Below are 26,598 nucleotides of genomic sequence, written 5' to 3' on the forward strand. Positions count from 1 at the left end.
GGATGCCGGTTCCGTCGGGGCCGTACCCGGAACGCGGCGTCCGGCGGAGGGGCGCGGCCGGAATCCTGATCTTCTTTACCGCGCGGCGAGGCATCCTTTCCGTCGACCGGGCGTCCCGCCGTTCTGCCAGGACGCTTCACGCGTCCTTTCCCGCCCCCGGGTTCTTTACCTTTCGCGGGGCATGCTGGACCGTCCCGTGGGGTTATACCCGGTGGATCGCGACGGTCCCATGACCTCGGCCCTCGGTTCTTTACCTTTCCGGGGGCATCATCTGGGACATCGCGGGGTTATACACCCCAGATCGCGACACGCGGTCCCTCTTTCTGGAAGCGCGGCCCTTCTCGGCCGATCCGCTTCGGGCGTCGTGTCCCGCCCCTTCTCGGGCGAGGCTCTTCTTCTCCTTCGCACGGCGCTCACACCGCTCTGATTCCACGGCCCTCGCATGGCCTGGGGCGGTTGTTCTGTCCGCCGAACAAAGGATTTCTTGATGCATCAGCGTGCGACGAATGTTCTGATGGCGACGGTGACGGGTTCTGCTCTGGCGGGGATGATGGTGGCCGGTGTGGCCGCCGCGTCCACCCATGACGAGGCCCCGGCGACCAAGGCCGCCACCACGACCGCCGCCGCCCAGCACGCCCCGGCCAAGAAGGCTCCCGCGAAGAAGAAGGCGCTGCTGACCGGTAAGACGACCGCGTCCTACTTCTGGGACGACGGTTCGGGTGTGAACGGTGACACCGGTGCTCCGGCGTCCGGGAAGCCGATGCAGAAGGGCATGTTCGCCAGCCCGAGCTGGCCGATGAACACCAAGGTCAAGGTCTCCTACCAGGGCCGCAGTGTCACCGGGTTCGTCGGCGACGTCGGTCCGGGTGAGCCGTCGCATCGTGGGGTGATGCTGGACCTGGACACCTACACCTTCCGTCACCTGGTGGACGGGAAGAAGCCGGCGAGCAAGTACGTCACCGGCACCGATGCGGGCCACATCGAGGGTGTGAAGTACGAGGTCCTGAAGTGGGGTCACGGCCCGGGCAAGAAGGGCACGCCCAAGCCCCTCGGATAAGCACGACCAGAACGGCCCCGGCGAACGCCGGGGCCGTTCGCCTGCCTATGCTCGGCCGGTGACCGACTTCGAGCGCCTGATCGACGCGGCGTGGCCCGCCCCCGTGGTCGCGGACGTCCACGGCTGGCGGCTGCGGTTCGCCGACGGCGTCACCAAGCGCGCCAACTCGGTCTGGCCCGCCGCCCACCCCGCCGACACCGACGCCGCGATCCGCGCCGCCGAGGAGTACTACCTGCGCCGCGACGAGCGCCCGACGTTCCACATCGGCCCGGGAGCCCGTCCCGCCGCCCTGGACGCGCTGCTGGAGCGGCGCGGCTACGCCAAGGTGGATCCGACGCTCGTCCTGACCGCCGACCTGGACGCCGAGGAGCCCCCGCCGGACGCGGTGATCGCCGACGTCCCGTCCCCGGAGTGGATGGACGCGTGGTGGTCGGTCGACGGACGCTACGACGACGCCGAGCCCGTCGCGCGCCGCATCCTCACCGGCACCCCGGCCCGGTACGCGGCGGCGGGGGACGGCGCGGCGGTCGGCCGGGCCGTCCCGCAGGACGACTGGCTCGGCGTGTACTGCATGGCCGTCCGGCCCGAGGCGCGGCGGCGCGGCCTGGCGAGGACCGTCCTGCGGGCGCTGCTCGCCGACGGCCGGGCGCGCGGCGCACGCCGCGCCTACCTCTGCGTGACCGAGCGGAACGCGGCGGCGCGGGCGCTGTACGCGACGGCGGGCTTCACGGTCGTGGCCCGCTACCACTACCGGGTGCGCCCGCCGGGAAACGGGTGATAGATCTGGGGACGCGATGAGCGACGCCCCGGGTCTCCGCCGCCTGCTGCCCTACGCGCGGGCGCAGCGCGCCAGTCTCGTCGCAACCGCCGTCACGGCCGTCGGGGTCGCGGCGGTCGGCGTGGCCGTCCCGGTGGTCGAGCGGCGGATCGTGGACGACGCGATCCTCGGCCACGGCGCCCCGCTGCTGCCCTGGCTCGGCGTGCTGCTCGCGCTGGCCGTCGCGGGGTTCGCGCTGACGAAGGTGCGCCGCTACCGGGCCGCGAAGGTGAACGTCGAGGTCGTCATCGCGCTGCGCGAGGCGATCCACGCGCAGGTGCAGCGGCTCGACCTCGCCGCCCACGGCACGCTGTCCACCGGGCAGCTCGCCAGCCGCGCGAGCGCCGACGTGCAGCTCATCTCGGCCGTCACCCGCGCGATCCCGTCGATCGCCGCGAGCGTGCTGCTCATGACCGGGGCGCTCGCGGTGATGGTCGTGCTGTCGCCGCCGCTCGCGCTCGTGTCGCTGACCGTCGTGCCCGCGCTCGCGGCGCTGTCGTGGCGGATGCGGCGGACGCTCGTCCCCGCGACGTTCGACGCCCAGGCTCGCGCGGCGGACGTCGCCGAGATCGTGGACCAGGCCGTCACCGGCGTCCGGGTCGTGAAGGCGTTCGGCGCCGAGGACCGCGAGCTGCGGCGGCTGGAGGGCGCGGCGGCGGCGCTGTTCGGCTCCAGCATGCGCACGATCCGGATCATGGCGCGGTTCCAGCCCGCGCTGGCGGCCGTCCCGGCGTTCGGGCAGGTCGCGGTGCTGGCGTTCGGCGGCTGGCTGGCGATCCGGCACCAGATCACGGTCGGGACGTTCCTGGCGTTCGCGTCCTACCTCGTCATGCTCACCGGCCCGGCGCAGAGCCTCGCGGGGCTGTTCGGCCGCGTCCAGCAGGCCCGCGCGGGCGCGGCGCGCGTGTTCGAGCTGCTGGACTCCGTCCCGGCGGTCGCGGACGCCCCGGACGCGGTGGAGCTGCCGAAAGTCGCGGGCCGCATCGACTTCGACGCCGTGACGTTCGGGTTCCGCCGCTCCGAACCGGTCCTGGACGGCTTCGACCTGCATCTGGCGCCCGGCGAGACGGTCGCGCTCGTCGGCGCGTCCGCGTCCGGGAAGTCCACGGCCGCGATGCTGCTCGCGCGGTTCTACGACCCGCAGCAAGGAAGCGTGCGGGTGGACGGCCGGGACGTGCGGTCGGTGACGCTCGGCTCGCTGCGCTCCCAGATTGGCATGGTGTTCGAGGACGCGTTCCTGTACTCCCGGAGCGTCCGCGACAACATCGCGCACGGCCGTCCGGACGCCACCGACGCCGAGGTGGCCGCCGCCGCGCGCGCCGCCGAGGCCGCCGGGTTCATCGCGGCGCTGCCCGACGGGTACGCGACCGTCGTCGGCGAGCGCGGCATCACGCTGTCGGGCGGGCAGCGGCAGCGGCTCGCGCTGGCCCGCGCGCTGCTGGCCGACCCGCCCGTGCTGGTCCTGGACGGCGCGACGAGCGCGGTCGACGCGCGGGTCGAGGAGAGCATCCACGCGACGCTGCGGCGCGTCCTCGCCGGCCGGACGACGCTGATCATCGCGCACCGCCGGTCCACGCTGCGCCTCGCCGACCGGATCGCCGTCGTGGACGCGGGCCGCGTCGTCGACACCGGCACGCACGAGGAGCTGACGGCCCGCTGCGCCCGGTACCGCGTGCTGCTGGCGGGCGAGCGGGAGCAACTGGACGACGGCGCGGACGAGCCCGAACCCGTCCGGCGCGCGGCGCCCGAACGGGCCGAACTGCTCCCCGAGGACGCCGACCTGCTGCGCCGCGTCGCCGAGCTGCCGCCCGCGACGGACGTGCCGGGCGTGGACGTCGCCGCCGAGACCCGTCCCGACTCCGGCTTCACGCTGCGGAGGTTCCTGCGGCCGTACCGGGGCGCGCTCGCGGCCGGGCTCGCGCTCGTGCTGTGCGACGCGGCGGCCGGGATCGCCGGGCCGTACCTGTCGCGCGACGGCGTGGACCGGGGCGTCCTGCACGGCGACACCGCCGCCGTCCTGGCCGTCGCGGGCGTGTTCTGCCTGGTCACCGTGCTCGGCGTGCTCGCCGGACGGGCCGTGACGCTGGTGACCGGACGGACCGGCGAGCGGCTGATGTACGCGCTCCGGCTCCGCGTCTTCGCCCAGCTCCAGCGGCTCGGGGTCGACTACTACGAGCGCGAGATGGCCGGCCGGATCATGACCCGGATGACCACCGACGTCAGCGCCTTCTCCGCGCTGCTGTCGGACGGGCTGCTGACCGCCGTCGCCGGGACGTTCACGTTCGCGGGCGTCGCCGTCGCGATGTTCACGATGAACGCGCGGCTGGCGGGCGCGACGGCGCTGGTGCTCCTCCCGCTGATCGCGGCGACCGTCGTGTTCCGGCGGCTGTCGGCCGGGCCGTACCGTGAGGCGCGGGACCGGATCGCGACCGTCAACGCCGTCCTCCAGGAGTCGCTGTCGGGCGTGCGGGAGACGCAGGCGTTCGCGCAGGAGGAGCGGCGGCAGCGCGAGTTCGCCGCCGCGACCCGCGCCTACGCCGACGCGCGGCTGCGCTCGCAGCACCTCATCTCGCTGTACTTCCCGTTCGTGCAGTTCCTCGGCGAGGTGGCCGCCGTCCTCGTGCTCGGGCTCGGCGCGGGCCTGGCCGGCGGGGGCGCGCTGACGGCCGGGGAGCTGATCGCGTTCCTGCTGTACCTGGACCTGTTCTTCAGCCCGATCCAGCAGTTCGCGGACGTCTTCGACGACTGGCAGCAGGCGCGGGTCTCGATGGGCCGGATCGGCGGGCTGATGGCCGCGCCGCTGACCGTCCCCGCGCCCGAGCGCCCTGCGCCGCTCCCGGACATCACGGGGGCGATCGAGTTCCGGGACGTCCGGTACGCCTACCCCGGCACCGGCACCGACGTCGTCACCGGCGTCGACCTGCGCGTCGCGCCCGGCGAGCGGGTGGCGATCGTCGGGGCGACGGGCGCGGGCAAGTCCACGCTCGTCCGGCTGGCCGCCCGGTTCGCCGACCCGGTGGCGGGCGCGGTGCTGGTGGACGGCTGCGACCTGCGCACTCTCGACCCGGCCGCCTACCGCCGCCGCCTCGGGTACGTCCCGCAGGAGCCGTTCCTGTTCGCCGGGACCGTCCGCGACAACATCGCCTACGGGGACCCCGGCGCCTCCGACGAGCGCGTCCGGGCGGCGGCGCGGGCCGTCGGCGCGCACGCCGCCATCGCGGCCATGCCCGACGGCTACGACACCGAGGTCACCGAACGCGGACGGTCGCTCTCGGCGGGGCAGCGCCAGCTCGTCTGCCTGGCCCGCGCCGAGCTGGTGGCCCCGGCGATCCTGCTGCTGGACGAGGCAACCGCCGACCTCGACCTCGCCACCGAGGCGCGCGTGACCGCCGCGATGGACCGCCTGGCGTCCGGCCGGACGACGCTGCTCATCGCCCACCGCCTCCAGACCGCCCGGCACGCCGACACGATCGTCGTCATGGACGGCGGCCGGATCGTCGAGTCCGGCACCCACGACGCCCTGCTCGCGGCGGACGGCGCCTACGCGCGCCTGTGGACCGCCGCGTCCTGACGGCCGGGAGGCTCGCGCGACGTTCGATACGGACGCGGAAGTTCGCGTGCTGTTCGTTTCCCGGAATGTCGGGCGCGGCTGTGCGGTGGTGCGCGCCGGTCACGCTCGGCGCCGTGAAGGTCGCCATCGTGACGGAGTCGTTCCTGCCCCGCGTGAACGGGGTCACGAACTCGGTCTGCCGCATCCTCGAACAGCTCGCCGCCGGCGGGCACGAGGCGCTTGTCGTCGCGCCCCGGCCCGGCCCGGACGGGTACGCCGGGGCGCCCGTCGAACTCGTGCCCGGCGTCGCGCTCCCCTTCTACTCGTCGTTCGTCGTCGGGGTCCCGGCCCGCCGCGTCACCTCGGTGCTGCGGGACTTCCGGCCCGACGTCGTCCACCTGGCCTCGCCGCTCGTGCTCGGGACGTCCGGGCTGGCGGCGGCGCGGCGGCTGGACGTCCCGGCCGTCGCGGTGTTCCAGACCGACATCGCCGGATTCGCCCGGCGGTACGGGCTGCGCGCCACCGACCCGCTGATCTGGTGGTGGCTGCGCCGCCTGCACGCGGGCGCCGAGCGCACGCTGGCGCCGTCCACGCCCGTCGTCGCCGAGTTGGAGCGGCGCGGGTTCCCGCGCGTCCACCTGTGGGGACGCGGCGTGGACCGCCGCCGCTTCCACCCCCGCCACCGGTCGGCGGCGCTGCGCGCGCGGCTCGCCCCGGGCGGCGAGATCCTGGTCGGCTACGTCGGACGGCTCGCCGCCGAGAAGCGCCCCGGGCTGCTGGCCCATCTGGCGGACCTGCCCGGCGTCCGGCTCGTCGTGGTCGGCGACGGCCCCGAGGAGCGGTCGCTGCGCCGCCGGCTGCCGGACGCCGTGTTCACCGGGTTCCGCACCGGGACCGAGCTGTCGGAGCTGATGGCGTCGCTGGACGTGTTCGTCCACACCGGCGCCGACGACACGTTCTGCCAGACCGTCCAGGAGGCGCTGGCCTGCGGCGTCCCCGTCGTCGCGGCGGCGGCGGGCGGGCCGCTGGACCTCGTCCGGCCGTGCGTGAACGGGCTGCTGTACGCGCCCGACGACGCCGAGGGCCTGCGCGCGGCCGTGGTGACGCTCGCCGCCGACGCCGGGCTGCGGCGGAGCATGGGGCTGCGGGCGCTGGAGTCCGTCCACGGGCGCGGCTGGGACACCGTCTGCGCGGAGCTGGTCGGCCACTACCGGGAGGCCGTCCACGGCACGGCGCCCGGACGGCGGGCGAAGACGGCCGCGTGAGACGTTCCGCCTTCCCGTTCGTCGTCTCGGTCCACGACGTGGCGCCGAGCACCGCGGGGCCGAGCGCCCGGTGGCTCGCCGACCTGGACGAACGCGGTGTCCACGCCACGCTCCTGCTGATCCCCGGGCCGTTCGGCGGCGGTCCGGCGCTGCCGGACGACCCGGCGCTCGTCCGCCTGCTGCACCGGGCCGCCGGACGCGGCCACGAGCTGTCCCTGCACGGCTATCGGCACGAGGGCGTCCCCGGCGGGCCGCGCTGGCGGCGGGGGGTGAACCGGGTGCTGGCGCGCGGCGCGGGCGAGTTCTGGTCGCTGACCGAGCGGCAGGCCGCGCGGCGCCTCGGCGCGGGGTTGGAGCTGCTGGCGGCGGCGGACATCGCCGTCACCGGCTTCACGCCCCCCGGCTGGCTGGCCTCGCCGGGGACGCGGCGGGCTCTGGCCTCCCTCGGCTTCGCGTACTGGACGAGCCAGCTCGCCGTCCATCCCCTGCCGGGCGGGCCGGTCCGGGCGATGCCCGCGCTCTCGCACCGGCCGGGCGGGGCGGGGGAGCGGTTCGGCGCCCGGCTGATGGTTGACGCCGCCCGCGTGCTCGCCCGATCCGGAACGCCGTTCCGTATCGCGCTGCACCCCGCCGACCTCGGCCGTCCCGGGCTGCGCCGCGCCGCGCTCGCCGCCGTCGACCTGGCCGTCGCGGCGGGCGGGCGCCCGGTGACCTACGCGACGCTGGCGGCGGCATGAGGGTCGTCCAGCTCGCCAACCTCTACAGCCCGGTGTCCGGCGGGCTCCGCACGGCCGTCGACCGGCTCGGCGCCGGGTACGCCGCCGCCGGGCACGACCGCGCGCTCGTCGTCCCCGGCCGCGCCCACACCCGGCGCGAGGACGAGAACGGCGTCGTCGTCACCGTGCCCGGCGCGTCGGTCGCGCCCGGCTACCGGATCGTCCTCAACCCCCGGCCGGTGCTGCGGGCGCTGGCCCGGCTCCGCCCGGACGTGGTCGAGGTGTCCGACAAGGCCAGCCTCACCGTCGTCGCGCGGTGGGCGCGGCGCAACGGCGTCCGGTCGGTGCTGTTCTCGCACGAGCGCCTGGACGCGATCCTCGCGTCCCGCACGCCCGGCCCGGTCCCGCTCGCGCCGCTCACCGACCGGTGGAACCGGCGGCTCGCGGCGTCCTTCGACGCGGTCGTGACGACCTCGGCGTTCGCCGAGGACGAGTTCGCCCGCGTCGGCGCGCCCCGCCTGCACCGCGTCCCGCTCGGGGTGGACCTGGACACGTTCCGTCCGGGCGCCGCGCGGCCGGACGGCGGGCCCGTCCGGCTGCTGCACCTCGGCCGCCTGTCGCGGGAGAAACGCCCCGGGCTGGCGCTCGCGACCGTCGCGGAGCTGCGGCGGCGCGGGATGGCCGTCGAGCTGGACGTCGTCGGCGGCGGCCCGCTCGCCCCGGCGCTGCGGGCGCTGGCCGAGCGCGGCGACCTGCCCGTCCGCTTCCACGGGCACGTCGCGAACCGCGCCGACGTGGCCCGGCTGCTCGCGGCCGCCGACGTCGCGCTGGCCCCCTGCCCGGTCGAGTCGTTCGGCCTCGCGGTGCTGGAGGCCCTGGCCTGCGGCACGCCCGTCGTGGCCGCCGACCGGGGCGCGGCGCGCGAGCTGGTGGCGCCGGGCGCGGGCGTCGCGGTCCCGGCCGTCCCGGGACGGTTCGCCGACGGCGTGCAGGACCTGCTGCGCCGTCCCGCGTCCGAACGCCGCGCCGCCGCCCGCGCCCGCGCCGAGGAGTTCCCCTGGACGGCCGCGATCGCCCGGATGCTCGCCGTCCTGGAAGGGCATCAGCCGCAGTTGTGACCCCACAAGAATTCCGTGTTTCCCTTCCGGCGCCGCCGCCTCCTAGCGTGGGAGACACGGAAAAGGGGGGTCTATTCATGACCGAGCTGAACGGGAAAGTGGCCGTCGTCGCGGGCGGCGCGAAGAACCTCGGCGGGCTGATCAGCGAGCGGTTCGCGGCGGCGGGCGCGAACGTCGTCGTCCATTACCACGGCGCCGCGTCCGAGGCCGACGCGGAGAAGACCGTCGGGGCGGTGCAGGCGGCCGGGACGCAGGCCGTCGCGGTGCAGGGCGACCTCACGCGCGTCGCCGACGTCCAGCGGCTGTTCGACACGGCGCTGGACGAGTTCGGCGGCGTGGACGTCGCCGTCAACACCACCGGAATGGTGCTCAGGAAACCGATCCTGGACACCACCGAGGCCGACTTCGACACCATGTTCGCCGTCAACGCCAAGGCCGCCTATTTCTTCCTCCAGGAGGCCGGGCGCCGCCTCAACGACAACGGCTCGATCATCAGCGTCGTCACGTCGCTGCTGGCGGCCTTCACCGACGGGTACTCCACCTACGCGGGCGCGAAGGCGCCGCTGGAGCATTTCACCCGCGCGGCGGCGAAGGAGTTCGCGAGCCGGGGGATCGCGGTGAACAACGTCGCCCCCGGGCCGATGGACACGCCGTTCTTCTACCCGCAGGAGACGCCCGAGCGGGTCGCGTTCCACCGGTCCCAGGCGATGGGGGACCGGCTCACCCGGATCGAGGACATCGTCCCGCTCGTGGAGTTCCTGGCGACCGGCGGCCGGTGGATCACCGGCCAGACGATCTTCGCCAACGGCGGGTACACCACCCGCTGAACCTATCCTGGGACGCGGCGCGGCGCCCCGCCGCGCGGACGGGACCGGAAGACGTGATGCTGGACCTGCGCAAGCTGGACCACCTGATCGCGGTGGCCGAGGAGGGCGGCTTCACCCGGGCCGCCGAGCGCCTGCACCTCACGCAGCAGGCGCTCAGCACGTCCGTCCGCGCCCTCGAACGCGAGGTGGGCGTGCCGCTGCTGGACCGGCAGGGCGGCCGGGTGACCGTCCTGCCCGCCGGAGCCGCGCTGATCGAGGACGCCCGCGTCCTGCACGGCCTGGCCCGGTCGGCGGTGCGGCGCGCCCGCGCGGTCGGCCGGGACGAGCCCGAGACGCTGCGCGTCGGCCACACCCCGGCGGTGACGGGCGAGGAGGTCAGCGTCCTGGTCGCCGCCGCCCGCGCCGCGCACCCCGGCCTGCGCGCCGAGAGCCACCAGCGCTACCCCGACGACCTCGCCGACGACCTCACCGCCGGGCGCCTCGACCTCGGGCTGTGCCGGGGGATGCGGGCGCCGCACGGGCTCGTCCGGGCGACGCTCGCGCGGCACCGGCTGCGCGTCGCCGTCGCCGCCGACCACCCGCTGGCCGGACGGCCCGCCGTCGCCCTCGCCGACCTGCGCGACCAGCGGATCCTCGTCTGGGGGACGCCCGGCCGGTCGAGCTACACCGACTTCCTCCTGGACCAGTGCCGCCGGGCCGGGTTCGAGCCCCGCCACGAGCGCAGCGAACTGCAGGGCACCCCGCCCGCGACGGCCGTGATCGGCACCGACGCCGTCGCGTTCGTGACGCTCGCGCCGGGGCCGGCGGCGGACGGCCGGGTCCGCGTCCTGGACCTCGAACCGGCCGTCCACGCGCCGCTGCACGCGCTCTGGCCGCAGCACACGACGTCCCCGGCCCGCACGGCCTTTTTGGACGCCGCCGCCGGCTAGCGGGCGGCGTGGTGGCGGGCGCCCGCGGCGGTCTCGGGGTCGGCGTGGACGGTCGCGGCGGCCAGCCGGGGGAGCGCGTCCAGCAGCGCCCGCTCGGCGTCCACCGCGATCCGGTGCGCCGCCGCGACCGTGGCGTCGGGCGGGACGACGATCTCGCACTCGGCGCGCAGCCGGTGCCCGATCCAGCGCAGCCGGACCGTCCCGGCGTCCCGGACGCCCGGCGTGGCGCGCAGGACGTCCTCGGCGGTCGCGACCAGCGCCGGGTCGACGGCGTCCATGAGCCGCCGGACGACCTCCCGGGCCGCCTGCCGCAGCACCGCCAGGATCACGACGGTGATCGCCAGGCCCACCACCGGGTCGGCGCGGTCCCAGCCGAGCGCGGCGCCCCCCGCCCCGAGCAGGACGGCCAGCGACGCGAACCCGTCGGTGCGGGCGTGCAGGCCGTCGGCGACGAGCGCGGCCGACCCGATGCGGCGGCCCACCCGCATCCGGTGCCGGGCGACCAGCTCGTTGCCCGCGAACCCGACGAGCGCGGCGGCGGCCACGGCGGGCAGGCCGGACACCGGCTGCGGATGGACGAGCCGTTCCGCCGCCGTCCATGCCGCCGCCGCCGAGGACGCGGCGATGGCCGCCACGACGGCGACTCCCGCGAGGTCTTCGGCCCGTCCGTACCCGTAGGTGTAGCGGCGGTCGGGCGGCCGGCGGCCGAGCCAGAACGCGAGGCCGAGCGGCACGGCGGTCAGCGCGTCGGCCGCGTTGTGCAGCGTGTCGCCGAGCAGCGCCACCGACCCCGACAGCGCCGCGACCACCGCCTGGACGGCCGCCGTCGCCGCCAGCATCCCGAGCGACACCCACAGGGCGCGCATGCCCTCGGCGCTGGACTCCAGCGCGGCGTCCACCCGGTCGGCGGCCTCGTGCGAGTGCGGCCGGACGACGTGCCGGATCCGCGCCCGCACGCCCCGCCGCCGGTGTCCGTGCCCGTGTCCGTGCCCATGCCCGTGACTGGCCATCGGCTCAGGATGACGCACGGAACGGGTTGCGGCACCTCGACAACAGCCCAGGTGACGCCGTTGCGAACCGGTCGCGGTTCACCGCTCGTCCCCGGGTGCCGTGCCGCGCGTGATCGTCAGGGCCGGGACGGGGCACGGCGCGGAGCGGACGCCCGTCAGGCCGCTCGCGGTCAGCAGCGCGGCGTGGTCGGGCGCGGTCGCGGCGGCGTGCCCGTGCAGCATCAGGTGGGCGCGGACGTGTCCGGCGGCGGACCCGGCGCGGGCGAAGTCCACGACGACCGCGCGCCCGCCCGGCCGGAGCACGCGGCGCGCCTCGGCCAGCGCGGCGGCGGCCTGCTCGCGGTCGAGGTAGTGCAGGACGAGGCTGAGCACGACGACGTCGAAGGACGCGGGGGCGAACGGCAGCCGCTGCGCCCGTCCGTGCACGAAATCCACCCCGTCGGCGCGGGCGCGGGCCCGGGTGAGCATCTCCTCGGACGCGTCCAGGCCGGTGACCCGCGCGTCCGGGCCGACGGCGGCGCGCGCGGCGCGGGTGAGGGGGCCGGTCGCGCAGCCGACGTCCAGGACGTCGTCGCCGGGCCGCACCCCGGCGGCGTCCAGCGTCGCCGCGCGCAGCGAACGGGCGCGGCCGAGCGTCAGCACCGCGACGAGCGGGTCGTAGAGCGAAGCGAACATGAGGGTGACCTTTCGCCGGGACGGTGAACCGATACGGGACAGTTGTTCCGTAACGGAGTATCGTCGTGACGCATGGGATCGGGTCAATCACCAGATCGCCGTATCCGTCCGCTACTGGACGAATGTGGCGAACCGTCCGGAAGCGGGGGCGTCATGCGGCAACAGCGGACGGACCGCCGGTCGGCGCGCACGCGGCGGCTGCTGATGGGCGCGCTGATGGACCTCATGCTCGTCAAGCGCTACGACGCGATCACCGTCCAGGAGATCACCGACCGCGCCGACGTCGGCCGCTCCACCTTCTACGCGCACTTCACCGACAAGGACGCGCTGCTCGTCGACGGCGCCCGCCAGATGATCGGCGGCCTCCCGGCCGGCGACGGCGCGCACGTCAGCCTCGCCCTGCTCCGGCACATCGGCGCGCGGGCCGAGATGTACGTGGTGATGTCGCGCGGCCGGGGCCTGCCGCTGTTCCTGGACGCCCTGCACCGCGAGCTGACGGCCGTCTACGCCGACCGCCTGGCCGCGCGGGCGTCCGCCCCGCCCGCCGTGCCGCTCCCGCTGCTCGCGGCGATGGTGTCCAGCATGCTGCTGACGGCCCTGCGCGGCTGGCTCGAAGCGGGCGCGGCCGAACCGCCCGAGACGGTCGACCGCGCGTTCCGCACCGCCGCCGACGCCGCGATCCGCGCGGGCCTCGCCCCGGCCTGAGCGCGCCGGGGGCCGCGGACCCGGCCGGTGACGACCGGGTCCCGAAGCCGCCCGCGGAACGGCGGCCCCTGCCGGTCAGAAGGTGATGAAGCCCCCCACCAGATTCCAGATGTAGCAGCGGTGGCCGAGGTAGAGGTAACCCGGGCCGGTGGTGCCCGCCGGACCGCCCGGACGCAGGTGGCGCAGGTGCTGGGCGGTGCGGTCGTAGCGGGGCCAGGCGGGCTGGCCGGACGTCGCGGGGTCGCCGTTACGGACGAAGGAGGCCAGGTATGCCGACATCTGCGCGGACAGAGCCGTCTGTTCCGGAGTGAACGCGGCGGACTTCGGGTCGAAGAAGTACGGCAGGTCGGCGGCGTGGGTGGACGCGGGGGACAGGCCGGGCAGGATCGGCGGGGCGCCGGGGTCGTCGAACAGGTAGGCGTAGGTGGGGGCCAGCGGCGCGGCCTCCTGGAGGCCGGTGTCGGTGGCGCAGCCGAACAGCATGTCGCCCATGAGGGCGCTCAGCGCCTTCAGCGGCGAGCCGTACCGCCACGAGGGGTAGAGGAACGTCGCGATCGGGGCGGCGGCGCCGGCGAACTCGGTCATGAGCTTCTGGTAGTCGGCCTCGGTCGGTTCGACGCCGTGGTTGGCCTTGAGCCCGAGCGCGGCGAACAGGTACCCCTCGTCGGAGGTGGTCCCGGCGAGGATCGGACGCACCGGGACCCGGCCCGACTTGATCATCGAGACGGGCGTATCGGGGATGACGACGCCGTCCAGCACCTGCGGGAAGAAGAACGGGGTGTTCGGCCCCTGCGTGAACGGCGCCGCGTCGAGGAGTTCACGGGCGGGCTTGGCGCGCAGGCAGGCGAGCTGGCCGGGGCCGTCGGGGCAGCCGACCTTCGCCGCGAACGCCGAACCGGTCTTGGTGGCGTTGGCGAGCGTCGTGCCGTAGGTCTTCTCCGAGCCGCACACGCTTCCGCTGAGCAGGACGGCCCGTTGGAACAGCCCGGACGCGGCGGGCGAGGCGTAGTTGGCGCAGACGCCGATGCTGCCCGACGACTGGCCCATCAGCGTGACCTGCCGCGGATCGCCGCCGAACGCGCCGATGTTGCGCGCGACCCAGCGCAGCGCCTCCTGCTGGTCCTGCGTGGTGTAGTTCAGCGCGGGGTCCTCGGTGCGCAGGGACTCCAGCGCGAGGTTCCCGAACAGCCCCTGCCGGAAGTTGACCGCCACGACGACCGCGTGCGCGGCCTCGGCCAGCCCCCCGGCGTCACCGTTGGCGTCGCCGAACGCCCAGCTTCCGCCGTGCAGCCACACGATGACCGGGAGGCCGGCGGTCTCGGCCCCGGTGGGCGCGTAGACGTTGAGGTTGAGGCAGTCCTCGGTGTCGACGGCGCCGCCGAAGTCGGTGGCGGGCTGGGGGCAGATCGCGCCGTACCGGGTGGCGTCCCGCACCCCCGGCCACGCGGCGGGCCGTTCGGGGGCCTTCCACCGCAGCGCGCCGACCGGCGGCCGGGCGTACGGGACGCCGAGGAAGGCCCGGTGCCCGCCGGCCGTGAACCCCCGCAGCGAGCCCGCGTCGATGCGCACGACGTCGGCCGCGTCGGCGGACGCCGGGACGGCCCCGGCCAGCAGCAGGAGGGCGCCCGTGAGAGCGGTCAGCAGCCTGCGCGTCATCCTCGTCTCCTCATGATCAGTGGGATCGGAGGGGACAGTGTCAGGCCGCCGGGTGCTCACTCACCAGTTCATTCGGTGCTCGTTCTCCCGGTCCCAGAGCAGTTCCACCACGCGCGCGACGCCGCGCGCGAGATGCCTGCGGTAGGTGCTCAGCGGGAGCCCGAGGATCTCGGCCGCCCGTTCCTGGGTGGGCGCGCCGCGCAGGAACGCGCACTCCAGCGCCGTGCGGGGCTTCTCCTCGCGCAGCTCGGCGACGGCGGCGCGGAGCGCGTCGCGCAGGGCGCCGGGGTCGCCCGGGCCCGCGACGCGGCAGCCCAGCAGGGGACTGGCGAGCAGCGCGTCCGGACGGCGCAGGTCGCGCAGCGCCCGCTTGACCTCGGCGGCGAACTCCTCGCGCGGCAGGACGGGCTCGGCGGGCCCCGCCGGGGGACGGCCGAGGTCGTGCTCGGCGACCATGTCCAGCCAGGCCCGGACCGTCCGGCCGCGCCAGTCGCGGACGAACACCGTGTAGCGCGTTCCGCCGATCCGCCGCTCGGCCCCGGGGAGCCGGACGTAGCCGATGTGCGCGAGCAGCGGCGCCACCGCGTCGGGGTCGCCGGTGAACGCGCAGATGAAGTCGTAGGCGAGAAGCGGGCTGCTCATCAGGCGCTGGATCTGCTTGGCCATCGCGGTGTTGCGGGTCGCGCCCGGCCCCTGGTAGTCGTCGCGGTCCATGTAGAAGCGGCCGAGCACGACCTCCTCGGCGGGTTCCAGCGGGCCGTTCTCGCACACGTGCCGCCAGCAGGCCGCCACCACGGGGTCGGCGGCGAGGTCGGCCTCGGTCAGGTCCCGCAGCCGCAGCACCACCGAGAACCCGAAGCTCTCCGGCCCCCGGAACACGGCGGTGAGCGCCTGCGGATGGTCCATCCACCGGGCGGTCAGCTCGGCGGCCTCCGCGCCCTCGTACCGGGCGGCGGTCGCGAGGATCGCCGCCCGGTCGCCGGGTCCCGCGAGGTCGGTGTAGGCGCCCGCCAGCCGTCCCCACTCCCAGTACTCGGCGGACAGGGGGTTGGCGCGCACCAGGAAGCACGCGTCGAGCACCCAGCGGAACTGCTCCTCGCCCGCGGTGGCGCGCACCCGTTCCATCAGGTGGTCGCGGATCCGGTAGTGGACGACCGCGAACGCCGCCGGGTCCCGCCAGCGCAGGTCGGCCGCGACGACGTCCCGGACGAGGTCGTGCGGGAACAGCCCGAGCGGGCCCTCCTCCATGAACGGCAGGCCGCGCAGCCAGCCGAACAGCGCGCCGGCGTCCTCGCCCAGCGCGGCGCGCAGCAGCGGCTCGGTGGTGAAGCGGGCCAGCGCGCACGCCTGGAGCGCCCGCCGGTGCAGGTCGCCCGGCGCCCCGTCGACGAAGCACTCGGCGAGCCGGCCGACGACCGCGGGCACCTCGCGCAGGTCGCCGACGCGATCGGGACCCGTCCCGTCCGTCCGGATCGCGTCGGTGAGCAGCACGAGCGCGAGGGGGTGCCCGTGGCTGATCGTTGTGAGCCGGTCCCCGGCGTCCTCGGGCAGGCCCTCCGCCCGCGCGTACTCCCGCACCTCCGCCGCCGACAGGTGGCCCAGGCGGACGACGCGCAGCAGCTCGCGCCAGCCGGGGTCGGCCGCCCAGCCGCGTCCCGGCGGCCTGCGTCCGGCGATCACCACGACGGCGTTCTCGGGCAGGCCGGGCACCAGCGTCTCCCGCACCCAGTCGTCCAGCCCGCCGATGGCCTCGTAGGTGTCGATGAACAGGACCGGCCGCCCGCCCTCGGCGAAGGCCACCCGGAACGGGCCGGGCTCCAGCGCCCGTCCGTCCATCCGCACGACCCCGGCGCCCCGCCGCTCCGCCTCCTGGGCGAGGACGGCCAGCAGCGCCGTCTTCCCGACGCCTCCCGGCCCGTGGACGTACAGCACGGCGAACGCGGGACGGGAAGCCGTCAGGGCCTCCCGGAACAGGTCCACCTCGCGCGCCCGGCCCACGAACCTGCGCCGCCGCGCCCCGGCGAGCCGCCGCGCGACCGTCGTCTCCGGCTCCACCACTCGACGCCTCCGCCCGCACCGGCCGACCGGGCCGTCATGGTACGCCCGCCGCCCCGCCACCGCCCGTGCCCCCGAACGTGCAGGACGGCCGCTCCGCCTTCGCGGCCCCGGGGCGATGACAATGAACGACCCGCCGTGAAAACGTTCTGACCGAACTTCGGGCCGCCGCGCGGCGGCCCACGGCCTGCCGAGGAGACGACCCCCGGATGATCGTTCACATCGACGACCAGGGAGTGACCGTCCTGGAGGGCGACGACTGCACTCGCCTGAGCGTCGCGACGACGCTGCCCCCGGACGCGACCGACCGCGCGCTGCGCGGACGCGGCCTCGGCCGCGCCACGGAGTCCGGCACCGCCGAACTCGCTGTCGCGGACCTGCGCGCGCTGGCGTCGGAGGGCGCCGCCGCCGACTGGCCGGACCGCTGGGACGCCATGATCGCTTACGCACGCCGCAACGACTGGCTCTCCGCGGACGGCCTATGGGTCCAGGCCCACATCGCGCCCGCGTGAAACAGCATCGCCGTCCCCAGCTCGACCCGCGTGACCCTGAGAGGGGGGTGGTGCGGACGGGTGGGAGGATGGGCCGCGATGGGCGAGGCGATGCGCGCGGACGCGGGAATGAGGCTGGCGAGGGCCGGTGTGCTCTCCGTGGTCTGCGTCGCGCTCTCGGCGGTCGCGCACGCGCTCGCCTCGCACCGGGCCGTCCCGCCCGGGGCGCTGGCGGCGGCGCTTCCGTTCGCGGCGGCGTTCACCGTTCCGCTCGTCGGGCGTGAGCGCACGGCGCGGGGCGTGGCCGTGATCCTGTTGTGCGGTCAGGTGCTGACGCACGTCGTCTTCTCCGCCGGTCAGTGCGGGATGGACGCGTCGGCGACCGCCGGCTCGCGGCCGGTGTCGGGGCACGCCGGCATGGGCGCCGGGTGGCCGTTCATGCCGTCGCCCACGATGTTCGTGCTGCACCTGGCCGCCGCGCTGGCCTTCGGGCTGGTCCTGCGGCGCGGCGGCGCGGCGCTCTGGGCGCTGGTGCGCCTGTCCGAGCGCGGTGTCGACGCGGTCTCGGGCTTCGTTCTCAGCCTTCTCCTGGCGGTCGTCGCGCTGGTCTCGGTGCGCGCGCCGCTCGTGTTCGCCGTGCGCCGAGCCGGGCGGGCGGAGGTCCGCGGCGGTCGCGGTACGGCCGCCGTCCTCGCGCACGCGGTGGTCAGGCGGGGACCGCCGCGTCGTCTCGCGGCGGTCTGAAGCACCGCGCGGGACGGACGACCTCTCCTTTCTCGTAGCGAACCCCGGTGGCCGGACCGGTCCCCGGGGCCATCGGCCGCCGCGTTCACGCCACCGGTCTTCGGCCCGGTCATTCCCTTCTCCGCCCGGCGTTCGCGCGATGCCGGCGCGGAGCCCGTCACGCCCCGAGGAGAGCCGCCTGTGCGGTCGATCCTCCCGGGGCGCCGTCCGCCTTGGAAGCGGCCCGGTGCCGATCTCCGGTCGCGCCGACCGGCTGCTCCGCGGACGGCACTCTGACGAACGGAGACGAGATTCTCATGCACGTTCATCTCCGGCGGTCCCTGGCCGCCGTGCTCGGCGTGACCGCCGTCGTGTCCGCCGCCGCCTGCGGCGTGTCGGGCCCGGTGGCGAACGGCGAGCCCATCGCGTTCGGTCCCGCCGGGCGGACGGCCTACCCCCTGACGTTCGACAACTGCGGGACCAAGGTGACGTTCCGGACGCCGCCGCGGCGCGTGCTGATCCTCAACGGCACCTCGGTCGGCGAGGTCGAGAGCTTCCTCATGCTCGGCCTCGGCGGCAGCGTCGTCGCCAACGCCCAGTCGTACGGGGTCTCCGACGACCCGTCGATGATCGGCCGGATCAAGGCGCTGCCCACCGGCGGCGTGACGGCGAACAAGAACTTCGACGTCCCCGCCGAGCAGGTGCTGAAGCTCCGGCCGGACCTGGTGGTGTCCACCTGGTCGGGCGGCTTCGACGCCAGGAAGGGGTTCGCCACGCGCGAGCAGCTCGCCGCGGCGGGGATCACCTCGCTGGTGAACCCGGTGAACTGCGCGTCGGGGAAACCGGACGCGACCGCCGCCGAGAAGACGGCCTACAAGAACCAGTCGATCAACTCGTCGCTGGAGTTCCTGCTCCTGCTCGGACGGATCTTCGACGTCCAGAAGCGGGCGACGGAGCTGGTCGACGGGCTCCGCGCCCGCGTCGACGCGATCCGCAGGCGGGTCGCGGGCCTGCCGGCGAAGAAGGTGCTGATCGCCTATCCCGGCATGGCGATGATGAACGCCAACGGCCTGCCCGCCGTCATGACGGGCGGGATCTACGACGACGTGATCAGGGCGGCGGGCGGCGTCAACGCGTTCGCCGGGCAGGGCGAGAACCTGACGCGGACCCTCAGCCGGGAGCAGCTCGCGGCGGCGCAGGTGGACGTCCTCGTGGTCGGGCTGTTCACGCCGCAGGAGAAGGGGGACGCCGAGGCGGCGAAGCTGTTCGCCGCGTACCCGCAGTGGCGGGCGTCGCGGACCAGGACGTACACGGTGGTGTCGGACGGCGTCTACCTCGGCCCGCTGAACGCCGCCGGGGTGGAGAAGATCGCTGCGGCGGTGCGTTCCGGTGGCTGACGTCGTCCGGGAGCGGCGGGGTCCGCACCCGGTGTCCGGACGGCGCGGAACCGGCGCGCTGCTCGCCGTCCTGGCGTGCGCGCTCGGCGGCGCGCTCGTCGTCGGCATCTCGGTCGGCTCGGTGAACCTGCCGCTCGGCGAGGTCTGGGGCGTGGTGTGGGCGCACCTGGCGGGCCGCGCGCCCGATCCGCTGCTCGACCAGGTCGTCTGGCAGATCCGCACGCCCCGCGTGCTGCTCGCGGCGCTCGCGGGAGCGGGCCTGTCGGTGGCGGGAGTGGCGTTCCAGGCGTTGGTCCGCAACCCGCTCGCCGACCCCTACGTCCTCGGGATCTCCTCGGGCGCGTCGCTCGGCGCCGTCCTCGTCCCGGCGCTCGGCGGGACGGCGGCGGGCGGGCTGGCCGGGTCGCTCGGCGTGACGGGCGCGGCGTTCGTCGCGGCGGTCGGGTCGGCGGCGGTCGTCTACCTGCTGGCGCAGCGGGCGGGACGGCTGCTGGACTCCCGGCTGGTGCTGACCGGCGTGGCCATCGGCTACCTGTGCACGGCGGCGACGACGTTCGTGCAGCTCCGGCTCAATCCGACCGAGCTTCAGGGCATGATGTTCTGGCTGATGGGCAGCGTCGCCGGGGCGACGTGGAGCGACCTCGGCGTCCCCGCCGTGCTGATCTGCGTGTGCGGAGCGTTCCTGCTGGTGCAGGCGCGGGCGTTGAACGCCCTGCTGGCCGGGGAGGACGCCGCGACCGGGATCGGCGTCCCGGTCGCGGCGCTGCGCGTGACGCTGCTGGTGACCGGTTCGCTTCTCACCGCGACGATCGTCAGCGTCGTCGGCGGGATCGGGTTCATCGGGCTGATGGTCCCGCACGCGACGCGGTTCGTCGTCGGCGGCGACCACCGCCGCGTCCTGCCCGTCGCGCTGCTGGCCGGGGCGCTGTTCACCGTGCTGGTCGACCTCGCCGCGCGGACCGCCGACCGGCCCGACGAGCTGCCCGTCGGGATCTTCACGACCGGGCTCGGCGTCCCCTTCTTCCTGTGGCTGCTGCGCCGCCGCGCCGTGGGAGGCGACGATGCGTCTTGACCTGGCCGGGGTGAGCGTCCGGATCGACGCGCGTCCCATCGTCGCCGACGTCGACCTGACGGTGGAGCCGGGAGAGTTCGCCGCGCTCGTCGGCCCGAACGGCAGCGGCAAGTCCACGTTGCTGCGGACCGTGTACCGGACGCTGCGGCCGTCCGGCGGCGTCGTCCACCTGGGCGGCGAGGACCTGTGGCGGATGCGTCCCCGCACGGCCGCGCGGCACCGGGCGGTGCTTCCCCAGCACAACCAGGTGGGCGGCGAGTTCTCCGTGGCCGAGGTCGTGGCCGTCGGCCGCACCGGCCGCAAGGGCGCGCTCGACCGCGAGACCCGGGCCGACCGCGCGGCGGTCGACGCGGCGCTGGACCGGGTCGGGATGCTCTGGGCGGCCGGCCGGCTGATGTCCACCCTGTCGGGCGGCGAGCGGCAGCGCGTCCTGCTGGCGCGGGCGCTGGCGCAGGAGGCCCCGCTGCTGGTGCTGGACGAGCCCACCAACCACCTGGACATCGGCTCCCAACTGCACCTGCTCGATCTCGTCCGCTCGCTCGGCCTCACGCTGCTGGCCGCGCTGCACGACCTCGACCAGGCCGCCGCGCACGCCGACCGGGTCGTCGTGCTGCGCGACGGCCGGGTCGCCGGGCACGGTCCGCCGCTGGACGTCCTCACGCCGTCGTTTATCGAGGAGGTCTTCGGCGTCCGCGCCCACGTCGGCCCGCACCCGATCACCGGCCGTCCCCACATCGCGGTGGCGGCGCCCGCCTGACCCGCCCGGTGGCCCGCCCCGCGCCGGGGCGGGCCACCCGCCTAGTCGGCGGCGGGCTCGTACGGCTCGTCCTCGCCCGGGAAGCCGCCGGCGATGACTGGGGGCGGGCCGAAGCGGCGCAGGCGCAGGCTGTTGGAGACGACGAACAGCGAGGACAGCGCCATCGCCGCGCCCGCGATGAGCGGGTTGAGCAGCCCGGTCGCGGCGAACGGGAGCGCGAGCAGGTTGTACCCGAACGCCCAGGCCAGGTTGCCGCGGATGGTGCCGAGCGTTCCGCGGGCGAGCGCCAGGGCGCTCGGCACGACGTCCAGGTCGTCGCGCACCAGGATCAGGTCGGCGGCGGCGATGGCGAGATCGGTCCCGTCCACGACGGCGAGCCCGAGTTCCGCGCGGGCCAGGGCCGGGGCGTCGTTGACGCCGTCGCCGACCATCGCGACCCGGCGGCCCTCGTCCCGGAGCCGCGCGATGACGGCCGCCTTGTCGGCGGGCAGCACCTCGGCGATCACCTCGGTGATCCCGATCTTGGCGGCGACCGCGTGCGCGGCGGCCGCGCCGTCGCCGGTGAGCAGCAGCGTCCGCAGCCCCATCGCGTGGAGCCGGGCGACGGCGTCGCGCGCGGACGGCTTGACCGTGTCGCTCAGCGCGAGCGCGCCGCACACCGCGCCGTCGACGGCGACGAGCACGGCGCTGTGCCCGCCGTCCGCCCACGCGGCGAGCGCGGCGCCGAGCGACTCCGGCACCGGGAGGCCCTCGCGCTCCAGCAGCCGCGCGGACCCGACGACCACGGCCCGGCCGTCCACGACGCCCCGGGCGCCCAGCCCGGCGAGCGCGGCGAAGTCGGTGACCGGGGGCAGCGCGCCGAGTTCCGCGCGGGCGAAGCGGGCGACGGCGGCGGCGATGACGTGCTCGGAGGCGTCCTCGACGGCGCCCGCGTGGCGCAGGACGTCCTGCCGCGCGTGCCCGTCGGCGACGGCGACGTCCGCCACGGTCATCCGGCCCTCGGTGACCGTGCCGGTCTTGTCCAGGACGACCGTGTCGATCCTGCGCGCCGACTCCACCGCCCGGTGGCCCTTGATGAAGACGCCGAGCCGCGCGCCCGTCGCGGACGCGACCTGGAGCGCGGTGGGCGTCGCGAGCCCGAGGGCGCACGGGCAGGCGATGACGAGCACGGCGAGCGCGGCCGTCACCGCCCGGGAGCCGTCGCCGCCGACGGCGAGCCAGGTGAGCAGCGTGCCGAGGGCGAGGACGAACACGGCCGGGACGAACCAGCCGCAGATCCGGTCGGCCAGCCGCTGCACGGCCGCCTTGTCGGCCTGTGCCCGCTCGACCAGCCGGACGAGCCCCGCCAGCCGGGTGTCGTCGCCGACCCGGGCGGCGGCCACGACGAGCCGGCCGCTCAGGTTGACCGTCCCGCCCGTCACCGGATCGCCGGCGGCGACCTCGACGGGCATCGGCTCCCCGGTCATCGCGCTGGTGTCCACCGCGCTCTGCCCGGACTCGACCCGCCCGTCCGCGGCGATCCGCTCGCCCGGACGGGCGACGAACCGGTCGCCGACCCGCAGGTCGCCGAGGGGCACGCGGCGTTCGGCGCCGTCGGCGTCCAGGACGGCGACGTCCTTCAGGCCCAGCTCGGCCAGTTCGCGCAGCGACGCGCCGGAGGCACGCCGCGCCTTGGCCTCCAGCAGGCGGCCGATGAGCACGAAGGTGGTCACGCCGCCCGCGACGTCCAGGTAGAGGGCGCCGGACGGCGTCGTCAGCACGGCCCAGACCCCGGACGCCTCGCCGGTGCCCGACTCGGTGAACAGGGTGGCCAGCGACCAGCCCGTCGCGGCGATGATCCCCGTCGAGACCAGCGTGTCCATCGAGGTGGTCCCGTGCCGCAGCGCGCGGAACGCGGCGTGGTGGAACGGCCACGCGCACCAGGTCACGAGCGGAAGGGTCAGGGCGAGCAGGACCCACTCCCAGCCGGCGAACCGCCAGGACGGCATCGCGGCGAGCGTCAGCGACAGGTCGCCGAGCGGCATGGCCAGCAGCACCGCCACGATCGTCCGGCGCCACAGCGCGCGGACGCGCCGGTCGTCGTCCACGGGGTCGGCCGCCGGGTCCGGCACGTCCGGCCGCGCGGTGTACCCGGCCTTCTCGACCTGCCTGATCAGTTCGGCGACGGGCACGTTCCCGGCGTCGACCGTCGCCTTCTCGGTCGCGTAGTTGACGCTCGCGACGACGCCGTCGAGTCTGTTGAGCTTGCGTTCGACGCGCGCCGCGCACGCCGCGCAGGTCATGCCGCCGATGACGAGGCGCACGGACCCGGCGCCCGGCGCGGCGTCCGCCGCAATCGTCGCGGCGGCGCCCTCGTGCTGCGGGCTCATCGTGATCCCCTTCCGATCGTGGGAGCGGAGAACGTCCGGCCCTCCGGAGCGCGCTCGCCGGCGAGCGGCGGCCGGCGCGACGGTGGGGGCGGTGCGCATCTACTACAAAGCGTAGTACATCGTCGGCCGGCCGCGCCGGGATTCGGCGTCGCGGCCGGATCAGTGGGCTGACCTGGGCGGACGCGCGGCGCTCGGTGAATTGTGTCGTCCAAGTGGTTTCGGCCGGACATATCAGTTTTTGTCTCGTATGTGTGAATACTGCGTTTCGCTGGGGTGCGTCCGCTGCTCGGCGGCGAGGACGAGCCGGGTGCCGACCTGGACGACCAGCCGCACGGATCTCACCTGGTCGTCCGCGCGCCGGGACGCGGAGCCCCCGCCGCCGGCCACCAGGTACTCGCCCGTCCGCATGCGGCGGTGCGCGACCGGACGCAGCGCGAGATGGGGGCCGAGGTGCCCGAGCACGCGGCCTACGGCCGAATGGGTCACCCCGAACGCCGCGGCCAGTTGCCGGACGGTCACGTCCGAACGGTAGTAGCAGGCCACCAGCAGGACGCGGTCGGCCAGCGCGAGCGACCACGGCCGTCCCGTGCTCTCCGTGCCGATGCGCCGCTCCAGCTCGCCGACGAGCGCCAGGAACGACGGCCCGGTGAGGCCGGTGAGCACGCGGACGGAGGACGTGTCGCACGGGTTCACCGCGAGGACGTCGATGCGTTTCGGATCCACGAGATGACTCATCTATCACGCGCAGATAAATGTTGATCGAGTGATATGGCGGTCGACAAGTGATGCGTCTGGATCATCCGGCGGGGCTTCCGTTTCATCTTGACCCGATTTCGGGAGCGGGCGGGTGGCGGGTTCCCTACCCCCGTAGGGTAGCGCGCCAGCCCAAAGCCGTCGCCGTCCCGCGGCGAAAGCGGCGATGAATTCATAATGGACGACCTGATCACCGAGTTTCGAGACGGCGGCTGTTTCCCGGCCTTGACACCATTGGAGCTCCCAAGTTCGATGTCGGAAGTCGCGCCGGGGGACTGTTTATGCGAACTGGTCGGCGGTTCGGTGCCGCCACCGCTCTCCATCAGCGTTCCGTACCGGCGTGATCGCTCTGTGAAATGACGACCGAGGCCCGCCGCGACAAAGGGCGGGGAGGATCGGAGGAGAGGCGATGAAGGCCAACGCCGGAAACGGCGCGGCGAGCACGGGCGCCGCGGCCGTGCTGTGCGGTGTCGGCGGCCACGTCCCCGGCCCGGTCCTGACCAACGCGGACTTGACCGCGAGGTTCGACACCTCCGACGAGTGGATCGTGACACGGACCGGGATCCGCGCCCGGCACGTCGTCGAGCCCGGCACCGCCACGTCCGATCTCGCGGTGCGCGCGGGCGCGGCGGCGCTGGCCTCGGCGGGCGACGCCTCCGTCGACCTGCTCCTGCTCGCCACCACGACCCCGGACCGTCCGTGCCCCGGCACCGCGCCGACGGTCGCGCGCGGGCTCGGCCTCGGCGGCGTTCCGGCGCTGGACGTGAACGCCGTCTGCTCCGGCTTCGTCTACGGTCTCGCCGCGGCGGCCGGCTTCGTCGCGGCGGGGCTGGCGCGGCGGGTCCTGCTCATCGGCGCCGACACCTTCACCACGCTGCTCGATCCCGGCGACCGCGACACGGCGACCGTGTTCGGGGACGGTGCGGGCGCGGTGGTCCTGCGCGCCGGGCGCGCCGGGGAGCCCGGTGCGCTCCTCGCCTTCGACCTCGGCAGCGACGGCGGCCTCGCCGACCTGATCACCGTCCCGGCGGGCGGCTCGCGCGCCCCGCTCACCGCCGGGGCTCCGGTGCCGGACGACGCCCGGTTCACGATGAGCGGCAGGGCCGTGTACCGCCACGCCGTCCAGCGGATGACCGAGTCCTCCCGGGCCGCGCTGGACGCGGCCGGATGGAAGCCCGGGGACGTCGACCGGTTCGTCGGGCACCAGGCCAACCTGCGCATTCTCACCACGGTGGCCGACGAACTCGGGATCGGGGCCGATCGCGCCTATGCGAACGTGGACCGGGTCGGCAACACCGCCGCCGCGTCGATCCCCCTCGCCCTCGCCGACGCCGCGGCCGCCGGGACGCTGCGTCCCGGCGACCGGGTGCTCCTGACCGCGTTCGGCGGCGGCGCGACCTGGGGCTCGTGCGCGCTGGTGTGGCCCGAACTGCCGCACGCCGAACCGATGACCGCGTGCCCGGCCCCGTAGCGGGCCGGCGGCCGACAGAACACGGAGGGGACATGGAGAAAGAACACGTTCACGCCGTCATCACCAAGCTGATCCACCGCGAGGTGCCGGAACTGACCGGCGACCTGTCCGCGGCGGACGATTTCGGAACGCTCGGCATCGACTCGATGACCATGGTCGACCTGATGGTGGCGGCGGAGCGGGAGTTCGGCGTGGAGATCGCCGACGACCGGCTCGCCGACGTCGCCACCGTGGGCGATCTCGTGGACATCGTCGTCGCCGGAGCGGGCCCCCGGCAAGGAGGAGAGTCATGACCGTCCGAACGCAACCCGCCCACCGATTCGGTGTCACCGTCGAGGGATTCGACCCGGCCACCGCGTCCGACGACGACATCGAGGACCTGCGGCGCACCGTCTACGAGCAGAAGATCGTCGTGCTGCGCGGCCAGGACCTCGACACCCGCGCGTTCCTCGCCCTCGGCCGCCGTTTCGGCCGCCCCGAGGAGTACTACCAGCCGATGTACCACCACCCGGACGTCCGGGAAGTCTTCGTGTCCTCCAACGTCGAGGAGGGCGGACGGCAGGTCGGCGTCCCGAAGACGGGCAAGTTCTGGCATTCGGACTACCAGTTCATGCCGACGCCGTTCGACATCACGTTCATTTATCCGCAGGTCCTCCCCGAACGGAACCGGGGCACCTACTTCATCGACATGGCGCAGGCGTACGAGCGCCTGAGTGACGAGTTGAAGGAGGCGGCCGAAAGCACACGCGCCTGGCACAGCGTGCGGCGCTATTTCAAGATCCGTCCGTCCGACGTGTACCGGCCGCTGTCGGAGGTCCAGGCCGAGGTCGACGCCGAGACGCCGCCGAGCGTCCATCCGACGGTGATCACCCACCGGTTCACCGGCGAGAAGATCCTCTACCTCAGCGAGGGATTCACCTCCGGGATCGAGGATTCCGAGGGCCGGGACCGCCCCGATCTGCTCCAGGCACTTCTGGAGGCGAGCGGGCAGCTCGACCCGACGTTCGGACACGAGAACATCCATCTCCAGACCTTCGAGAAGGGCGACCTGCTGGTCTGGGACAACCGGACCCTCGTCCACCGGGCACTCCACACCGCGACACCGGAACCGGCGGTGTCGCACCGCGTCACCGTCTACGACGAGACGGTCGGCGATCCGATGGCGACGAGCGAATAGGCGACTCC

General features: G+C 74.9%; 24 protein-coding genes. 18 read left to right on the forward strand and 6 right to left on the reverse strand.

What is annotated here, in order from left to right:
- Positions 1–487: 487 nt before the first annotated feature.
- The 8 genes from BTM25_RS21470 (at position 488) to BTM25_RS21505 (ending at position 10,279) form a co-directional block, all read left to right on the forward strand.
- A complete protein-coding gene (locus tag BTM25_RS21470) occupies positions 488–1,057 on the forward strand; it encodes a hypothetical protein (protein WP_103564812.1) in 570 nt (189 codons plus the stop codon).
- 58 nt (positions 1,058–1,115) lie between these two features.
- Positions 1,116–1,835 (forward strand): GNAT family N-acetyltransferase, encoded by a 720-nt coding sequence (locus BTM25_RS21475; protein WP_103564813.1) that lies wholly within the window; start codon positions 1,116–1,118, stop codon positions 1,833–1,835.
- A gap of 16 nt (positions 1,836–1,851) precedes the next feature.
- Positions 1,852–5,445: an ABC transporter ATP-binding protein gene (locus BTM25_RS21480; protein WP_103564814.1), complete on the forward strand. Its 3,594-nt coding sequence runs from the start codon at positions 1,852–1,854 to the stop codon at positions 5,443–5,445.
- A 113-nt stretch (positions 5,446–5,558) separates the two neighbouring features.
- On the forward strand, positions 5,559–6,689 hold the full coding sequence (locus tag BTM25_RS21485; protein ID WP_205648207.1) for a glycosyltransferase family 4 protein: 1,131 nt from the start codon (positions 5,559–5,561) through the stop codon (positions 6,687–6,689).
- Positions 6,686–7,426: a DUF2334 domain-containing protein gene (locus BTM25_RS21490; protein ID WP_168212200.1), complete on the forward strand. Its 741-nt coding sequence runs from the start codon at positions 6,686–6,688 to the stop codon at positions 7,424–7,426. Before BTM25_RS21485 ends, BTM25_RS21490 begins: the two co-directional genes overlap by 4 nt.
- Positions 7,423–8,523 carry a glycosyltransferase gene (locus BTM25_RS21495; RefSeq protein WP_103564817.1) on the forward strand — a complete coding sequence of 367 codons (1,101 nt, stop codon included), beginning with the start codon at positions 7,423–7,425 and terminating at the stop codon, positions 8,521–8,523. Before BTM25_RS21490 ends, BTM25_RS21495 begins: the two co-directional genes overlap by 4 nt.
- 77 nt (positions 8,524–8,600) lie before the next feature.
- Entirely contained in the window at positions 8,601–9,350 is a 750-nt protein-coding gene (locus BTM25_RS21500) for an SDR family oxidoreductase (RefSeq protein WP_103564818.1), read from the forward strand.
- 56 nt (positions 9,351–9,406) lie between these two features.
- Positions 9,407–10,279 carry a LysR family transcriptional regulator gene (locus BTM25_RS21505; RefSeq protein ID WP_235828594.1) on the forward strand — a complete coding sequence of 291 codons (873 nt, stop codon included), beginning with the start codon at positions 9,407–9,409 and terminating at the stop codon, positions 10,277–10,279.
- On the opposite strand, the gene BTM25_RS21510 is transcribed toward BTM25_RS21505, so the two are convergent.
- Positions 10,276–11,289, reverse strand: a complete 1,014-nt coding sequence (locus tag BTM25_RS21510; protein WP_103564820.1) for a cation diffusion facilitator family transporter — start codon at positions 11,287–11,289, stop codon at positions 10,276–10,278. The genes BTM25_RS21505 and BTM25_RS21510 overlap by 4 nt on opposite strands.
- 78 nt (positions 11,290–11,367) lie before the next feature.
- A complete protein-coding gene (locus tag BTM25_RS21515; protein WP_103564821.1) occupies positions 11,368–11,964 on the reverse strand; it encodes a methyltransferase domain-containing protein in 597 nt (198 codons plus the stop codon).
- Positions 11,965–12,117: 153 nt separating this feature from the next.
- On the opposite strand from BTM25_RS21515, the gene BTM25_RS21520 reads away from it, so the two are divergent.
- Positions 12,118–12,669: a TetR/AcrR family transcriptional regulator gene (locus BTM25_RS21520; protein ID WP_103564822.1), complete on the forward strand. Its 552-nt coding sequence runs from the start codon at positions 12,118–12,120 to the stop codon at positions 12,667–12,669.
- 75 nt (positions 12,670–12,744) lie between these two features.
- On the opposite strand, the gene BTM25_RS21525 is transcribed toward BTM25_RS21520, so the two are convergent.
- Positions 12,745–14,325: a carboxylesterase/lipase family protein gene (locus BTM25_RS21525; RefSeq protein ID WP_103564823.1), complete on the reverse strand. Its 1,581-nt coding sequence runs from the start codon at positions 14,323–14,325 to the stop codon at positions 12,745–12,747.
- A 60-nt stretch (positions 14,326–14,385) separates the two neighbouring features.
- Positions 14,386–16,383: an AAA family ATPase gene (locus BTM25_RS21530; RefSeq protein ID WP_146059100.1), complete on the reverse strand. Its 1,998-nt coding sequence runs from the start codon at positions 16,381–16,383 to the stop codon at positions 14,386–14,388.
- Positions 16,384–16,589: 206 nt separating this feature from the next.
- Between BTM25_RS21530 and BTM25_RS29295 the strand changes: the two genes are divergently transcribed.
- The 5 genes from BTM25_RS29295 to BTM25_RS21550 all read left to right on the forward strand — a co-directional run bounded on the left by BTM25_RS29295 (position 16,590) and on the right by BTM25_RS21550 (position 20,820).
- A complete protein-coding gene (locus tag BTM25_RS29295; RefSeq protein WP_146059101.1) occupies positions 16,590–16,892 on the forward strand; it encodes a hypothetical protein in 303 nt (100 codons plus the stop codon).
- A gap of 78 nt (positions 16,893–16,970) precedes the next feature.
- Positions 16,971–17,615 (forward strand): hypothetical protein, encoded by a 645-nt coding sequence (locus tag BTM25_RS21535; RefSeq protein ID WP_103564825.1) that lies wholly within the window; start codon positions 16,971–16,973, stop codon positions 17,613–17,615.
- Between the two features lie 296 nt (positions 17,616–17,911).
- Positions 17,912–18,991, forward strand: a complete 1,080-nt coding sequence (locus BTM25_RS21540; protein WP_103564826.1) for an ABC transporter substrate-binding protein — start codon at positions 17,912–17,914, stop codon at positions 18,989–18,991.
- The gene (locus BTM25_RS21545; RefSeq protein ID WP_103564827.1) at positions 18,984–20,063 is read left to right on the forward strand and encodes a FecCD family ABC transporter permease; all 1,080 of its coding nucleotides are present in this window, start codon (positions 18,984–18,986) and stop codon (positions 20,061–20,063) included. The genes BTM25_RS21540 and BTM25_RS21545 overlap by 8 nt, the downstream gene beginning before the upstream one ends.
- The gene (locus BTM25_RS21550) at positions 20,053–20,820 is read left to right on the forward strand and encodes an ABC transporter ATP-binding protein (RefSeq protein ID WP_103564828.1); all 768 of its coding nucleotides are present in this window, start codon (positions 20,053–20,055) and stop codon (positions 20,818–20,820) included. Before BTM25_RS21545 ends, BTM25_RS21550 begins: the two co-directional genes overlap by 11 nt.
- 41 nt (positions 20,821–20,861) lie before the next feature.
- On the opposite strand, the gene BTM25_RS21555 is transcribed toward BTM25_RS21550, so the two are convergent.
- The gene (locus BTM25_RS21555; protein WP_103564829.1) at positions 20,862–23,189 is read right to left on the reverse strand and encodes a heavy metal translocating P-type ATPase; all 2,328 of its coding nucleotides are present in this window, start codon (positions 23,187–23,189) and stop codon (positions 20,862–20,864) included.
- Between the two features lie 231 nt (positions 23,190–23,420).
- Positions 23,421–23,912 (reverse strand): transposase family protein, encoded by a 492-nt coding sequence (locus tag BTM25_RS30980; protein WP_168212201.1) that lies wholly within the window; start codon positions 23,910–23,912, stop codon positions 23,421–23,423.
- Positions 23,913–24,119: 207 nt separating this feature from the next.
- On the opposite strand from BTM25_RS30980, the gene BTM25_RS29775 reads away from it, so the two are divergent.
- Genes BTM25_RS29775 through scoE form a run of 4 tightly spaced genes read left to right on the forward strand, consistent with a single transcriptional unit; the run spans position 24,120 to position 26,590 of the window.
- The gene (locus tag BTM25_RS29775) at positions 24,120–24,302 is read left to right on the forward strand and encodes a hypothetical protein (protein ID WP_168212202.1); all 183 of its coding nucleotides are present in this window, start codon (positions 24,120–24,122) and stop codon (positions 24,300–24,302) included.
- A gap of 49 nt (positions 24,303–24,351) precedes the next feature.
- Entirely contained in the window at positions 24,352–25,413 is a 1,062-nt protein-coding gene (locus BTM25_RS21565; protein WP_103564831.1) for a beta-ketoacyl-ACP synthase 3, read from the forward strand.
- 32 nt (positions 25,414–25,445) lie between these two features.
- Positions 25,446–25,706, forward strand: coding sequence for an acyl carrier protein (locus tag BTM25_RS21570; protein ID WP_103564832.1), 261 nt, complete (start codon positions 25,446–25,448; stop codon positions 25,704–25,706).
- A complete protein-coding gene (scoE, locus tag BTM25_RS21575) occupies positions 25,703–26,590 on the forward strand; it encodes a (3R)-3-[(carboxymethyl)amino]fatty acid oxygenase/decarboxylase (RefSeq protein WP_103564833.1) in 888 nt (295 codons plus the stop codon). The genes BTM25_RS21570 and scoE overlap by 4 nt, the downstream gene beginning before the upstream one ends.
- The last annotated feature ends 8 nt before the right edge of the window (positions 26,591–26,598 follow it).

Origin of the sequence: Actinomadura rubteroloni (assembly GCF_002911665.1) — a bacterium.
GTDB lineage: Bacteria > Actinomycetota > Actinomycetes > Streptosporangiales > Streptosporangiaceae > Spirillospora > Spirillospora rubteroloni.